The sequence below is a fragment of the Actinomyces urogenitalis DSM 15434 genome, assembly GCF_000159035.1.
Classification (GTDB): domain Bacteria; phylum Actinomycetota; class Actinomycetes; order Actinomycetales; family Actinomycetaceae; genus Actinomyces; species Actinomyces urogenitalis.
Window position 1 is genome coordinate 336,246 of the sequence record NZ_DS999576.1, and the last position, 14,482, is coordinate 350,727.

Here is a 14,482-nt window from a genome sequence, read left to right on the forward strand (position 1 = left end):
AATGGCCCTGGTGCGGCCTGGTCCGCGCCCTGCCGTCCCGTGGCACGTGCCCGGGACGGGTCACCGTTACCTCCTCCGAAAGGTTCTCGATGTCGATCCGTCGCGTCGCCCTGCTCACTGCGGGCGGTTTCGCCCCCTGCCTGTCCGCCGCTGTCGGCGACCTTATCGAGCGCTACACCGAGGTCGCTCCTGAGGTCGAGATCATCGCCTACCAGTACGGCTACCACGGTCTGCTCACTGGCAACTACATCGTCATCGACGAGGAGGGCCGCAAGAACGCCGGCATCCTGCGTGAGTTCGGCGGCTCGCCGATCGGCAACTCGCGTGTCAAGCTCACCAACGCCAAGAACCTGGTGGAGCGCGGCCTGGTGGTCGAGGGTGTCAACCCCCTGGAGTTCGCTGCCGAGCAGCTGCGCAAGGACGGCGTGGACGTCCTGCACACCATCGGTGGAGACGACACCAACACCACGGCCGCTGACCTGGCGGCCTACCTCCACGAGCACGACTACGAGCTCACCGTCGTCGGCCTGCCCAAGACCATCGACAACGACATCATCCCGATCCGTCAGTCGCTGGGCGCCTGGTCCGCGGCCGAGGAGGGTGCTGGCTTCGCCTTCAACGTCATCGGTGAGCACCGTTCCAACCCCCGCATGCTCATCATCCACGAGTGCATGGGCCGTAACTGCGGCTACCTCACGGCTGAGACCGCCAAGCGCTACCACGAGCTGCTGGACACCAAGAAGTGGGCTCCCTCGCTGGGCCTGACCCGTGAGCGCTGGGACGTCCACGCCGTCTTCCTGCCCGAGATGAAGCTGGACTTCGCTGCTGAGGCCGAGCGTCTCAAGGCCATCATGGACGAGCAGGGCAACGTCAACATCTTCCTGTCCGAGGGCGCCGGCGTGCCCGAGATCATCGCGGAGATGGAGGCCCGCGGCGAGGAGGTCCAGCGCGACCCCTTCGGCCACGTCAAGCTCGACACCATCAACCCCGGCCAGTGGTTCGCCAAGCGCTTCGCCAGCCTCATCGGTGCCGAGAAGGTCATGGTGCAGAAGTCTGGCTACTACTCGCGTGCCACCAATGCCAACGCCGAGGACCTGGACCTCATCAAGTCCATGTGCGACCTGGCTGTGGAGTGCGCCCTGCGGGGCGAGTCCGGCGTCATCGGCCAGGACGAGGAGAACGGTGACCGGCTCAGCGCGATCGCCTTCCCACGGATCGCCGGAGCCAAGCCCTTCGACATCACCCAGAGCTGGTTCACCGAGCTCATGGCTGAGCTGGGCCAGAAGGTCGATCCTGCCGAGACCGCTCCCGAGCACTGAGACTGACCGCTCTGGCGCGTCCAGGCCCCTGCGTCCCGCTAGATGGCGGGAGGCGGGGGCCTGGCCTGTGGGGCACGTATGATGCCGCTCGTGATGAATGAGCTCGACGTACCCCGGACCGCTGCCAGCTGGCGAGAGCACCCCGCCGCCCAGCAGCCGCCCTATCCGGACGCCGAGGCGCTGGCTGCCGCTGCTGCTGACCTGCGTAGCCGGCCGCCGCTCGTCTTCGCCGGTGAGGTGGACTCACTGCGCGAGAAGATGGCCGCTGCCAGCCGCGGTCACGCCTTCGTGCTCATGGGCGGTGACTGCGCCGAGTCCTTCCATGACAACACCGCTAACAACATCCGTCTCAAGCTGCAGACCATCCTCCAGATGGCGGCGGTGCTGACCTACGGTGCCTCGACCCCCGTTATCAAGATCGGCCGGATGGCGGGCCAGTACGCCAAGCCGCGCAGCGCGGACACGGAGACTCGCGACGGGGTGACCCTGCCCTCCTACCGCGGCGACTGCGTCAACGACCACGCCTTCACGTCCGCCGCCCGCGTCCCGGACCCCCAGCGCATGGTCGAGGCCTACCTGCGTGCCGGCACCACCCTGAACCTCATCCGTGCCTTCACGATGGGTGGCTACGCCGACCTGCGCGAGGTCCACTCCTGGAACCGAGGCTTCACGGACAACCCGGCCTACAAGCGCTTTGAGTCCTTCGCCGAGGAGATCGACCGCGCCATGCGCTTCATGGAGGCTGCGGGCGTGGACTTTGACGCCCTGCGCCAGGTCGACTTCTACGCCGCGCACGAGGCGCTGCTGCTGGAGTACGAGGACGCCATGATCCGCGAGGACTCGCGCTCGGGCCGCCTGTACGACACCTCGGCGCACCTGCTGTGGGTCGGTGAGCGGACCCGCGGGCCGCGTGACGCCCACGTGGCGCTCCTGGAGGGCGTGCACAACCCCGTCGGTGTCAAGGTCGGCCCGACCACCACGCCGCAGGACCTCATTGACCTCATCGACCACCTCAACCCGCAGGGTGATCCTGGGCGCCTGACCTTCATCACGCGGATGGGCGCGGCTCGCATCCGCGAGGTCCTACCGGCGCTGGTCGAGGCGGTGCGCGAGGACGGGCGGCCGGTGACCTGGGTGACCGACCCGATGCACGGCAACACGATCACCTCGGACAACGGGTACAAGACCCGTCGTTTCGACACGATCATGGACGAGCTGCGAGGCTTCTTCGAGGTCCACCGTGAGCTGGGGACGGTACCGGGTGGTATCCACGTCGAGCTCACCGGTGACGACGTCACCGAGGTCCTGGGCGGCGGGGAGCACATTGACGAGTGTCGCCTGGCTGAGCGCTACGAGACCCTCGTCGACCCGCGCCTGAACCACCAGCAGTCTCTGGAGATGGCCTTCGAGGTCGCGGAGATGCTGCGGCAGTAGGCCGGGTGACCACGTGGTCGGGTCAGACCACTGCGGTCAGACCACGTAGAGCGTGACCGTGGATCCCTTGCGCACGCTCGTGCCCGCGGCCGGGTCGGTGGAGCGTGCGGTACCGAAGAACCCGCCCAGGATCCGGTTGACGCTGACCACGAGGCCCGCGGCCTCAAGAGCAGCCTTGGCATCAGCCTCGCTCTTGGACACGACCTCAGGAACCGTGACCATCTCAGGTCCCTTGGAGACGACGACGCTGACGGAGTCCCCGTAGAAGTACCCCTCGGCCTCAGCGGCAGGGTCGGAGGAGATGATCAGACCCGCTGCGACGTCGTCAGAGAAAGCCTCCGTGGAACCCGACAGCGTCAGGCCCGCCTCCTGGATGGCGGCGGTCGCCTCCTCAAGGCTCTTGCCAGTCACGTCCGGCACCGTGGCGGGGCGACGTCCCTTGGACACGACCATGGCCACGGCCGAGGAGTGGTTGACCATCTCGCCCGAGGCCGGGCTGGAGGAGATGATGGCGCCGGCGGCGACGTCGTCGGAGAAGTCCTCCGTGACGGCTCCGACGCTGAGCCCGGCCTCCTCGACGGCCTTCTCGGCCTCCGCCTGGGGCTTGCCGACGACGTCAGGAACCTTCTTCTGCTCCACCCCACGCGAGATGACGGCAGTGATCGCCGTCCCGACGCGCACGGAGCTGCCGGGGGCGGGGGTGGCGGAGATGACGCTTCCGGCCGGGACGGTGTCGGAGTAGTCGCGGCCGGGTGAGCCCCACTCCAGCTCGGCGCCCACGAGGGTGTCACGGGCCTGCTCCTCGCTGAGCCCGGCGATGTCAGGGACGGTGACTCGCCGGCCCGGACCGATACCGAAGTACCAGGCACCTGTGACGCCACCGGCCAGCAGGACGAGGACGCCAGCCCCCAGCACGGCGCGGCGGCGCGTGCGGCGGGCACCGGCGACCGGGGCGGTCTCCTGGGACTGGGTCACGGCAGCCTCACGCGCGAGCGCACGGGTGGCGTCGCCGCCGATGGAACCGATGGGCAGGGAGACGGTGCGGGTTCCTGCGTCGCTGTGGTCGGTGCCGTCCTCGCCGCGGCGCACCGCTAACTCCTCCTCGGACAGGGAGTCCAGGACCTCTCGCACTGCTGCTAGAGCGGCGTCGGCGTCGGCCAGGCGTGAGGAGCTCTCCCGCCGGGTCATCGCGGCGGCGAGCTCGTCGACGCCTGGTGCCAGGCCAGGAACGAGGAGCGAGGGGGCCGGCACGTCCTCGTGGACCGTGCGGTAGGCCACCTGGATGGGGGAGTCGGCAGTGAAGGGCTGCACCCCGGTGAGCAGCTCATAGAGGATGACGCCGACGGAGAAGACGTCAGCGCGCGGTGTGGCCACTCCCTTGGTGATGAGCTCGGGAGCCAGGTAGGCCACCGTGCCCAGGATGTTGCCGGTGGTGGTCTGGGTCGCCTCGGTGATGGCGCGGGCCAGACCGAAGTCGGCGACCTTGGCCACCGATCCGTCGGCGGGAAGCAGTACGTTCTCGGGCTTGACATCGCGGTGGATGAGGCCAGCGCGGTGGGCGGCCCCTAAGGGATGCAGGACCTGGGCCGTCAGCTCCAGGGCCTCCTTGACGCTGACGGGGCCCGAGGCGAGCAGGACGCGCAGGTTCGATCCCTCGACCAGCTCCATGACCAGGTAGGCCAGGCCGTCGACGGTGCCCTGGTCGTAGACGGCGACGACGCCGGGGTTGGACAGGCGTGCGGCAGCCCGTGCCTCGCGGCGGAAACGAGCCACGAAGTCAGGGGAGTCGGCCAGGTGGGCGTGCATCACCTTCAGCGCGACGCGCCGGTCCAGACGCCGGTCACGGGCGAGGTAGACGGTGGCCATCCCTCCACGCGCAACACGGTCGACGATCTCGTAGCGAGAGTCGACCAAGCGACCGATGAAGGGATCTGTGACCACGCCGCGAGTCTACGATGACTGGGCGCGATCGGCTTGAAGCGACGCGGAGCGTGGGACGCGGCAGTGGAAGGCGATCGCGGCGCGGGTCCCGAGGCCTGGCGCGTGCCCAGGGCCTGGCGTGGTCCCTCAGGCCTGGCGCGTGCCCAGGGCCTGGGCTACCTGAATGAGGGCCTCGCGGCTGGGCTCAGGCAGCTCGGCGTCGGGGACGCGGTCCAGAGCGGCGTGGGCAGCCTCCAGGTGCGCCGTGATCTCCTCCTCATGCGCCTGGACTGCTCCGCACTGGCGCATGAGAGAGCAGGCCTGGGCAATGTCCTGGCTGGAGGCCTCGCGGTTGGCCAGGACGGAGCGCAGCAGCTCACGGCCCTCTTGGCCAGCACGCTGCCAGGTCAGTGCGAGCAGGACGGTGCGCTTGCCCTCGCGCAGGTCATCGCCCACCGGCTTGCCGGTGACCTGCGGGTCGCCGAGGACTCCGAGGAGGTCATCGCGCAGCTGGAAGGCGATCCCGACCTCCTCGCCGAACTGCGCCAGTCGGGCGGCCAGGGCACAGTCAGGGTCGACTCCCGCTAGCAGGGCCCCGATGAGCAGGGGGTACATGACGGAGTACCTGGCTGACTTGCGGCGCACGACCCCCAGGGCATTGCGGTGCATGGTCTGGCCAGCCTCGACGGGGTTCTCCTCGGGCCCCGGCAGCGGCACGACCTCGCTGCGCAGGTCCAGGTACTGGCCGACGGCGACCTCGCTGGTCATGCGGTCAAAGGCCTGGCGTGCAGCCGTGGCGGCAGCAGGGCTCACACCCACCTCAGTTACCGCGTGGCCCATCTCCTCCCCACAGGCCGACAGCAGCAGGTCCCCGAGCAGGATGGCGCCGGAGGTACCAAAGGTCAGTGGCTCGGTGAGCCAGCCGTGGTCACGGTGCACCTGCGCCAGACGGCGGTGGGCGGCCGGTTCACCGCGACGGGTCAGGGCGGCGTCGATGACGTCGTCGTGCACCAGGGCGCTGGCCTGGTAAAGCTCCAGCGCCGCCCCGGCGGAAGCGACCAAAGGACTAGACAGCAGGGCGGTGCGCGCCGGGCCGTGGCTGTCCAGGGCGATCCCGAGCCCGGCCAGGAGGGCGCGCATTCGCTTGCCTCCCTTGAGGAGGACCTCGGCAGCATCGAGCAGCTCGGTGGCTGCCTCGCCCAGGTCCTCATAACGTGCCCGGCGCTCTTGAAGGACCTGGGCGAGGCGGGCGTCGACGCCCGCGCGGACCAGGCGGGCCGTGTCAGACAGATCGCTCATGGGAATAAACGCTACACTTGAGCGGTTGCCTGCAGCGTCGGTAGGGAGCAGGCAGCTCACGAGCATCGGCTCCCGCCTGAGACGTCCGCCCACGTGAAAGGAAATCCGTGGCTACTTCCACAGCTACGCGTCACCGCGACCTTGGTGATGACGACCTCGACACCGCCGAGGACCACGAGGACTTCGACCTCGACGAGGACGAGGAGTTCGACGACGAGGCTGAGGACCCAGACGAGGACGATGAGGACGAGGACCTTGAGGAGGACTCCGAGACGGAGGCCGACGACGAGGACGAGTCTGAGTCGGAGCCGGCCCCGGAGCTGCGCGACTACTACCTGGACGTGACGCTGGAGGAGGACGGTGACGGTTCCAAGCGTCACCCCTTCAACAACCCGGCCTGTCTCAAGAGTGTGCGCCTGGCCCCCGGTGCGACGCTGTACGTGCGTTCGCGCACGACGGTCGAGGGCCTGGAGATCAGCGGCGACGGTACCTTGGACAACCCGATCACCCTGGCACCCTACGGCCACGGCCCGGTGCCTCGCTTCGTCGTGCCTGACGAGGAGGAGCCGGTTGTCGCCCGTGACTTCCTGACCCACAACGGCTACATCTTCCGAGGCTGGGTCATCAAGGGCATCAAGATGAGCCCCTCGATCGCTGCGCTGACCGGTGAGCTGGAGCGCATGCGCCGTGAGGAGGCCGAGAAGGCGGCGGCCAAGAAGTCAGGCAAGCGCAAGTCCTCCTCCAAGGAGAAGGATGGTTCCTACACCGTCTCGGACTCCGACGAGGGCGACGAGCCCGCGCAGAAGGTTGTCACCGCCGGTGCGACGGCTGACCCGGTCAAGGACTACCTCAAGCAGATCGGTAAGGTCGCCCTGCTCAACGCTGCTGAGGAGGTGGAGCTGGCCAAGCGCATCGAGGCCGGGATGTATGCCGAGTACCTGCTGGGTACCGAGGGCAATGAGCTGGACGCAAAGTACCGCCGTGAGCTCCACTGGATCTCTAACGACGGCCAGCGCGCCAAGAACCACCTGCTGGAGGCCAACCTCCGCCTCGTGGTCTCTCTGGCCAAGCGCTACACCGGTCGCGGCATGCTCTTCCTCGACCTCATCCAGGAAGGCAACCTGGGCCTGATCCGCGCGGTGGAGAAGTTCGACTACACCAAGGGCTTCAAGTTCTCCACCTACGCCACCTGGTGGATCCGCCAGGCCATCACTCGCGCGATGGCGGACCAGGCTCGCACGATTCGTATCCCGGTCCACATGGTCGAGGTCATCAACAAGCTGGCTCGCGTCCAGCGTCAGATGCTCCAGGACCTGGGCCGCGAGCCCACCCCGGAGGAGCTGGCCGTTGAGCTGGACATGACGCCGGAGAAGGTGATCGAGGTCCAGAAGTACGGTCGTGAGCCGATCTCGCTGCACACCCCGCTCGGCGAGGACGGAGACAGCGAGTTCGGTGACCTCATCGAGGACTCGGAGGCCGTGGTGCCGGCTGACGCGGTGAGCTTCACGCTCCTGCAGGAGCAGCTGCACGCGGTTCTCGACACCCTGTCCGAGCGTGAGGCCGGCGTGGTGTCCATGCGTTTCGGGCTGACTGACGGCCAGCCCAAGACCCTGGACGAGATCGGCAAGGTCTACGGCGTCACGCGTGAGCGTATCCGCCAGATCGAGTCCAAGACCATGTCGAAGCTGCGTCACCCCTCGCGCAGCCAGGTGCTGCGCGATTACCTGGACTGAGGACTACCGGGACTGGCTGGGCCAGTGGCTCGGCCAGTGAGACGACGGCGGGGCCGTCACCCGATCGGGTGACGGCCCCGCCGTCGTCATCATGACTGGGGACCGAGGGACCGTGCTGATCAGGACCGTGCTGGTCTGGCCGGCGTCGTGATCCCCGTGCAGCGGATTGCGACTCAGAGGTCGGCAGCCAGCTGGCTTGTTTCGTCCTGGATGAACAGGGCCTGCTTCTCCAGCGCGCTCATGTGAGCGTGGCCGTGGTGACCGCAGAAGAGCAGCTCGCCGCTGGCCAGCACGACGCGGATGAAGGCCTGGGCCCCGCAGACGTCACAGCGGTCTGCAGTGGTCAGGGGACGCCGGCTCGTCGTCTCGGTCGCGGAGGCATCCTGGACCTCCGGGGCCTGAGGTGCCTGCGTCAGGCTTGGGGTGCTTGTCTGGCTCATGTCCTTACAACACCACACTCGCCTTCTGCTCTGCCCCACGAGGCACCGCTTTCCGCCCCTGGCGCACGCGGTGCGCCTGAGGCGAACACCGCAGGCCGGGCTGTGAGACGGGCGGGGGCCAATCGGCTAGGTTTCGGACGTGGCCGACTCCTCTAGCTCCTACTCCGCCCGTCACCTCTCTGTCCTGGAGGGGCTCGAGGCGGTCCGCAAGCGTCCCGGCATGTATATCGGCTCCACTGACCAGCGGGGCCTCATGCACTGCGTGTGGGAGATCATCGACAACTCCGTCGACGAGGCATTGGAGGGCTACGGCGACTCGATCGCGGTGACGGTCCATGAGGACGGCTCCATTGAGGTCCGCGACAACGGACGTGGCGTGCCTGTTGACGTCGAGCCTGGATCCGGGCTGACCGGCGTCGAGCTGGTCTACACCAAGCTGCACGCGGGCGGAAAATTCGGCGGTGGCTCCTACGGCGCGGCCGGAGGCCTGCACGGAGTAGGCGCCTCGGTGGTCAACGCTCTGTCCGAGCGGATGGATGTGGCCGTGGACCGTGGCGGCAAGACCTACGCGATGAGCTTCCACCGCGGGGTCCCCGGCGTCTTTGACGACCCCGATCCCGCTCACCCCAGGCCGGATACCCCTTTCACCGAGTACACCGAGGCCTCGGAGCTACGGGTGATCGGCAAGGTCAAGCGGGGCGTGAGCGGCACGCGCGTGCGCTACTGGGCTGACCCGCAAATCTTTCCTCGGCCGAGCGAGTACGACGCCGCGGCGCTGCGGGCTCGGCTGCGCCAGACCAGCTTCCTGGTTCCTGGGTTGAGCCTGACTCTGACTGACGAGCGCAGCGCGGAGGAGGCCGCCCGGGCGGAGAAGGCTGCGCCGTCGGGCTCGGGGGCCGCGGGTGACGACCCCGCCTTGCGCGCCAGCGCGAAGAACGCGACGGAAGAAGCCAGCGACCTGTTCGCCTCGCAGACCCAGGCGCCTGAGGGCAGTGAGGTCTTCCTGGCCAAGGGCGGGACCCGGGACTTCGTCGACTTCCTGGCGACCGACGCCTCGGTGACGGACACCTTCCGCCTGACGGGGGAGGGGACCTACACCGAGACGGTCCAGCAGCTGGACAAGAAGAGCGGGCACTTACGGCCGGTTGAGGTCGAGCGCACCTGCAGCGTCGACGTCGCCCTGCGCTGGGGCATCGGCTACGACACCATCGAGCGCTCCTTCGTCAACATCATTGCCACCCCGATGGGCGGTACGCACCTGACCGGCTTCGAGCAGGCGGTCACCAAGGTGCTGCGCAAGCAGATTGACTCCAACGCCCGCGCGCTCAAGGTCACCGCCCGCGACGGCAAGATCGAGAAGGACGACATCCTGGCCGGCATGACCGCCGTGGTGACGGTGCGCGTGCCCGAGCCCCAGTTCGAGGGACAGACCAAGGAGGTGCTCGGTACCGCCCCGGTCCGTCAGATCGTGGCCAAGGTGGTGGAGAAGGAGCTCACCGCGCTGCTGACCTCCTCCAAACGTGACCTCAAGACCCAGTCCCGGGCGCTGCAGGAGAAGGTCGTCGGCGAGATGCGTGCGCGCATCAGCGCGCGGATGCACAAGGAGATCACCCGCCGTAAGACGGCGCTGGAGACCTCGACCCTGCCGGCCAAGCTGGCGGACTGCCGAAGTGACGACGTCGCCGCCTCAGAGCTGTTCATCGTCGAGGGCGACTCGGCGCTGGGCACGGCCAAGAACGCCCGGAACTCCGAGTTCCAGGCTCTACTGCCGATCCGCGGCAAGATCCTCAATGTCCAGAAGGCTTCCCAGGCGGATATGCTGCGCAACGCCGAGTGCTCTGCCATCATCCAGGTGGTCGGAGCCGGGTCGGGGCGCACGTTTGACCTCGACTCCGCGCGCTACGGCAAGGTCATTCTCATGACGGACGCGGACGTCGACGGCGCCCACATCCGCACCCTGCTGCTCACGCTCTTCTTCCGTTACATGCGACCGATGATCGAGGCTGGGCGGGTCTATGCGGCGGTTCCTCCGCTGCACCGCATCGAGGTCTCGGCGCAGGGACGGCGCAAGAAGGAAGTGATCTACACCTACTCCGACGACGAGCTCGTCCGGACGTTGCGCAAGCTGGAGAAGCAGGGACGCAGTTTCAAGGAGCCTCAGCGTTACAAGGGCCTGGGGGAGATGGACGCTCACCAGCTGGCTGAGACGACGATGGAGCCCGAGCATCGCACGCTCAGGAGGATCACCCTGGGTGACGAGGCTGAGTTGCTGGAGGCCGAGAACGTCTTCGAGTTGCTCATGGGCTCCTCGGTGGAGCCGCGTCGAGACTTCATCGTTGAAGGTGCTCAGGACATCGACCGCGAGCGCATCGACGCCTGAGGCGGTGGGTCGGCACTGCGGGTGCCGGGCCCGCGGGTATCGGGAGGCGGGGCCGGTCTGGGCAGGCCGGGCCGTAGCAGGACCGACACACGACTCGGGTAACCTGCTTCCACGCGTGCGAGAGGTCTGTGCCCAGGCCAGGGCCTGGTCGAGACCTCGTGCACGGCGGCATCATGCTGAACCCAGGGTCAAGACGGCCCTCGGCGGCAGGTTTCCCCAGGCCCGTGATCTGCGAAGGAGGCGAGATGGTTCCCGTTTACGGTACGTCGCGACGCACAGGGCTCGGCCCCTGGTCCATGCTCCGCCCCGGTCCCCGTTCGTCCCTGCCTTCGGTGCTGACCTGGTTGCCTCTGGGGCTGGGGGATAACGGTGAGCTGGCCGAGCTGATCGCGCGGGCGGAGGCTCAGGACGATCCTCCTTACCGCACGACAGCGCAGGAGACGAGCGAGTACTTTCTCGATCCCACCTACTCCGGGGTCGCCGGGCGTGACGACGACGGCGTCATGCGGGCCTTCGGTCTGGTTCGTATTCGGCCTGCGCACGAGATCTACGCCTCGATGACGGGGGTCGTCGACCCGCAGTGGCGCCGTCGAGGTATCGGCGGAGCCTTGCTTCACTGGCAGGCGGAGCGGGCGCGTCACCTCATTGGTGCTGAGCGTGCCGGGGCGGATCCGGGGAGCACGACGGCGACGGCGCCGGCCCACGTCGTGACCACGGTGCTGGAGGACGATGAGCGCATGAAGGGGCACATGCGCGAGCTGGGCTTCACGGCGCGGCGGTGGTACCGCGAGGTGCGCCGTCGTCTGGACGTGGAGATCCCCGAGGTGGATCTTGATGGGTTCCTGTCGATCGAGCCGTGGAGCGAGGAGCTGGACGAGGCCGCCCACCGCGCCCATAACCAGGCATATGCCGAGGGCTTTGGCGCCGCTTCGGTGAGCCTGGAGGAATGGCGTGCCGGGCGTGCCTACTTCGCCCCGGAGTGGAGCTTCATCGCGGTGGATCGTTCTGGCGACCGGGCCAGGGTGGCCGGGTACCTGCGTTCGGGACGCTACGAGCAGGACTGGGAGGCGCTGGGCTGGCGTGAGGGCTACACCGACATGCTGGGAGCCCTGGCGGACTATCGCAGCCGCGGGGTCGCCCCTGCGCTCTTGACGGCGGCCATGCGCGCCTACCAACGCGACGGGATGGAGTACGCGGCCGCCGGGGTCGACTCTGATGACCCGACCGGGGCTGTTGACCTGTATCGCGAGCTGGGGTTCGTCCCGACGCGTGGCTCGATTCTCTACGGTCTGGATGTCTAGATAGCGGTCTGGCTGGGCGTTGAGCTGGGAGGCCTGATCGGGCGTCTGGCAGGAGACAATCACCTGATCAGAAGGGAATCACCTCATCCAGTAGCGCTGCGAGCCGAGCTGATGGAGGACAGGTGGCAGAGGCCTGGTGCTCCAGGCCCCGATGGGCTCGCCAGGACGTGGACCGCGACTCTCTAGCCGGGGCGGCCTGGTGGGTGAGTGCGGCGCGGCCTGAAGCAGCCCTCGTTCGAGCTCGTTGATGACGGCGTCGGTCAGCGCCTGCGAGACGCCGGTGGGGAGGATCATGGCCGGCTGGTGATGGTGCCGAGGACCGACACGGCGTGGAAGGACGGTGATGGTGCCGTTCGGGGTACGGCGGTACCTGGTGCGGCTGGGAGTGTGCCACTCCAGGGAGCCCTCCTGCGTGCGGGTGAGGGACCAAGCCGGAGTGTGCTTGAGGCGGTGATGGGCCTCGCACAGTGCCGTGAGGTTATCCAGGCTGGTGGTCCCGCCCTCGCTCCAGGGCTGGATATGGTCGATGTCGCAGCGTGCTGCGGGAACCTGACAACCAGGGTGGGTGCAGGTGAGATCCCGGGCTCGTACGGCGTCGGCGAGCGCGGCCGGAGGACGGTAACGGGTGCGTCCGACGTCCAGGACGACGCCGGTGACCGGGTCAGTGAGTAGGCGTCGCCAGGTACCGCCAGCGGCCAAGGCAACGGCGATCACGGCAGGAACGGGCGTGCTGCGTCCCCCGGCGGTCAGGGTCGCACTAGAGGCAGCGGCATCAGGTGTGGCGGCGCTGGGCATGACCGTGTTGGGTGTGGTGGCGTTGGGGGTGGCGGCGCTGGGCATGACGGTACTGGCCTCGATATTGCCGATGCTGGGCGTGCTGGGCCAGCCGGGCGAGCCGGAGGCCAGCGTGGCGTCACCCGGTGGGCTAGCAGCAGGGCAAGGGCTTGCTGCCAAGGCGGCGGCTGCAAGCTGGTCGATGGGGGCCATGACGTTGATATGGACCTTGAGACCTGGGGGAAAGATGACGGGTGGGTGACCAGCGGGCGTCCACCAGGGGCTCGTCGAGCCGACGAGCTGACTCAGGCTCGCGAGGAGAGGTTCAAGCGGCACGCCATCGGGCAGGAGCCGGCCCGGATCGGGCTCGCCGGGAAGAGGCAGACCTGGAACTAGCTCGCCCAGCAGACCCTCATTGCGATCAGGAGCGCCTGGGTGAAGGAGGCCCACGAGGCGAGCCGGCCGCAGGCAGCGATCAGCTCGCTGAGTGCATCCAGGCTCAGGTGCGCCAGCGCCTCAGCCGCGGCCATCGCCTGGCCAGGGCTAAGACTGACCGAGCGGAAAAGGTCCGTCTCACCCGGGTCGACGCCGGTGGCGGGCTCTGTGGTTAGGTCGAGAGCCTCAGGACCGCCTGCCCGGGCGGCATGGTCCGGCCAGGTGGCGCAGGAGACGATCCGTTCAATGAGCCCAGCCAGTGCGGCACCTGAGCCAATGCGTCCAGGACCTCATCCTGGCGTTCTGACCCATGGCAGCTGACGAGCAGGGGCGTGCTGCTTCGGCCAGCCTCAGCAGGGTGAGACTGGCGGCTAGATGCACGCGCTGGTTCGAACATGTGTACAGTCTAGCGCACTCAGGTCATGGACGCTAGTGCTTGATCATGTTTGAGTGCGGTCGAGAGGTGAATCCGTGTTCCGTCGTCTTGCCCGCCCGCCGTCTTGCCCGCCGGCGCTACCCCACAGCCGCCACAGGTGCGGACAACGCCGTTCCCGAGGCGTCTCGGCGCTCGTCAACCTCCGGCAGGGCCACCCCCTGGCCGCCGCTGCCGACCGCGCGCGCAGGGCCAACACCCACCCAGGCAACCACCAGCTGGTCCTCGCCGCGAAGGAAGCGCTGGGCACGCACACCGCCGGTAGCCCGTCCCTTAGCCGGGTAACGGTCCAGCGGAGTGACCTTGACAGAGCCCGAGTCCATCCCCGGCAGGGCCCCCTCGGCGTCGGCGATCGTGACGACGACGGCCTCGGCGAGCAGCTCGGCCGGAACCGATGCCCCGGCGATGACCCGGGCACCCTCGTGCAGGCTGATCCCCGCCATGCCCGCGGCCCCGCGTCCCTGAGGGCGGACCTTTGAGGCCTCAAAGCGGAGGAGCTGGGCGTCATCGGTGACCAAGGTGAGCACATCCGTGTCCGCTGCGATACCGGCGAAGACCACACGGTCGCCGTCGGCCAGGGAGATGACCTCCCAGCTCTCGCCACGTGCGGGCTCATCGCCCGGCTTGACCCGCTTGATGACGCCGCCGGCCGTCGCCAGCACAACGGGCTCGCGTTGGGCCTCGCCCACAGGAACGAGCCCGACCACTGTCTCACCGGGCTCCAGGTCCACGAGCAGGCCCACGGGCTGGCCCCCAGCCAGTGACGGCGCCCCCTCCAGACGAGGCACCTCGGGAGTGGAGAGCACCTCCATGACCACCAGCCGCCCCGTGTCGGTGACGACGCCGACTCGGCTGCGCGCCGTCGTCGGCACCTGGCTGGTCAGCGCGTCGTGACGCTGCCGCTCCCCGGTACGTGGGACTGCCTCGGCGCCAGCCACCCGGGCCACCAGCCCGGTGGCGCTGAGCAGCACACGGCAGGGGTCGTCCGGAACCGTGAGCGGGACCTGGGAGGCG

At 68.3% G+C, this 14,482-nt stretch carries 10 protein-coding genes; 5 read left to right on the forward strand and 5 right to left on the reverse strand.

Going from position 1 to position 14,482, the window contains the following annotated elements:
• Positions 1 to 89 precede the first annotated feature (89 nt).
• Both HMPREF0058_RS09635 and HMPREF0058_RS09640 read left to right on the forward strand, forming a co-directional pair.
• Positions 90 to 1,319 (forward strand): pyrophosphate--fructose-6-phosphate 1-phosphotransferase, encoded by a 1,230-nt coding sequence (locus tag HMPREF0058_RS09635; protein WP_006549601.1) that lies wholly within the window; start codon positions 90 to 92, stop codon positions 1,317 to 1,319.
• 93 nt (positions 1,320 to 1,412) lie between these two features.
• On the forward strand, positions 1,413 to 2,753 hold the full coding sequence (locus HMPREF0058_RS09640) for a class II 3-deoxy-7-phosphoheptulonate synthase (protein WP_229082924.1): 1,341 nt from the start codon (positions 1,413 to 1,415) through the stop codon (positions 2,751 to 2,753).
• A gap of 36 nt (positions 2,754 to 2,789) precedes the next feature.
• Here HMPREF0058_RS09640 and pknB read toward each other — a convergent pair whose 3' ends face one another.
• A complete protein-coding gene (gene pknB / locus HMPREF0058_RS09645) occupies positions 2,790 to 4,694 on the reverse strand; it encodes a Stk1 family PASTA domain-containing Ser/Thr kinase (RefSeq protein WP_006549603.1) in 1,905 nt (634 codons plus the stop codon).
• A gap of 126 nt (positions 4,695 to 4,820) precedes the next feature.
• Positions 4,821 to 5,972, reverse strand: coding sequence for a polyprenyl synthetase family protein (locus HMPREF0058_RS09650; protein ID WP_040319866.1), 1,152 nt, complete (start codon positions 5,970 to 5,972; stop codon positions 4,821 to 4,823).
• A 107-nt stretch (positions 5,973 to 6,079) separates the two neighbouring features.
• Between HMPREF0058_RS09650 and HMPREF0058_RS13260 the strand changes: the two genes are divergently transcribed.
• Positions 6,080 to 7,705, forward strand: a complete 1,626-nt coding sequence (locus HMPREF0058_RS13260) for an RNA polymerase sigma factor (protein WP_006549605.1) — start codon at positions 6,080 to 6,082, stop codon at positions 7,703 to 7,705.
• Positions 7,706 to 7,878: 173 nt separating this feature from the next.
• On the opposite strand, the gene HMPREF0058_RS09660 is transcribed toward HMPREF0058_RS13260, so the two are convergent.
• Positions 7,879 to 8,145, reverse strand: a complete 267-nt coding sequence (locus HMPREF0058_RS09660) for a DUF7455 domain-containing protein (protein WP_024036230.1) — start codon at positions 8,143 to 8,145, stop codon at positions 7,879 to 7,881.
• Between the two features lie 139 nt (positions 8,146 to 8,284).
• Here HMPREF0058_RS09660 and HMPREF0058_RS09665 point away from each other — a divergent pair, with 139 nt between their 5' ends.
• Together HMPREF0058_RS09665 and HMPREF0058_RS09670 are read left to right on the forward strand one after the other, a co-directional pair.
• Entirely contained in the window at positions 8,285 to 10,525 is a 2,241-nt protein-coding gene (locus HMPREF0058_RS09665) for a DNA gyrase/topoisomerase IV subunit B (protein ID WP_006549607.1), read from the forward strand.
• Positions 10,526 to 10,770: 245 nt separating this feature from the next.
• Entirely contained in the window at positions 10,771 to 11,826 is a 1,056-nt protein-coding gene (locus HMPREF0058_RS09670; protein WP_024036231.1) for a GNAT family N-acetyltransferase, read from the forward strand.
• 78 nt (positions 11,827 to 11,904) lie between these two features.
• On the opposite strand, the gene HMPREF0058_RS09675 is transcribed toward HMPREF0058_RS09670, so the two are convergent.
• A complete protein-coding gene (locus HMPREF0058_RS09675; RefSeq protein WP_006549609.1) occupies positions 11,905 to 12,813 on the reverse strand; it encodes an HNH endonuclease signature motif containing protein in 909 nt (302 codons plus the stop codon).
• Positions 12,814 to 13,548: 735 nt separating this feature from the next.
• Positions 13,549 to 14,482, reverse strand: a 934-nt coding sequence (locus tag HMPREF0058_RS09680) for a DNA gyrase C-terminal beta-propeller domain-containing protein (RefSeq protein WP_006549612.1), incomplete at its 5' end; no start/stop codon positions are given.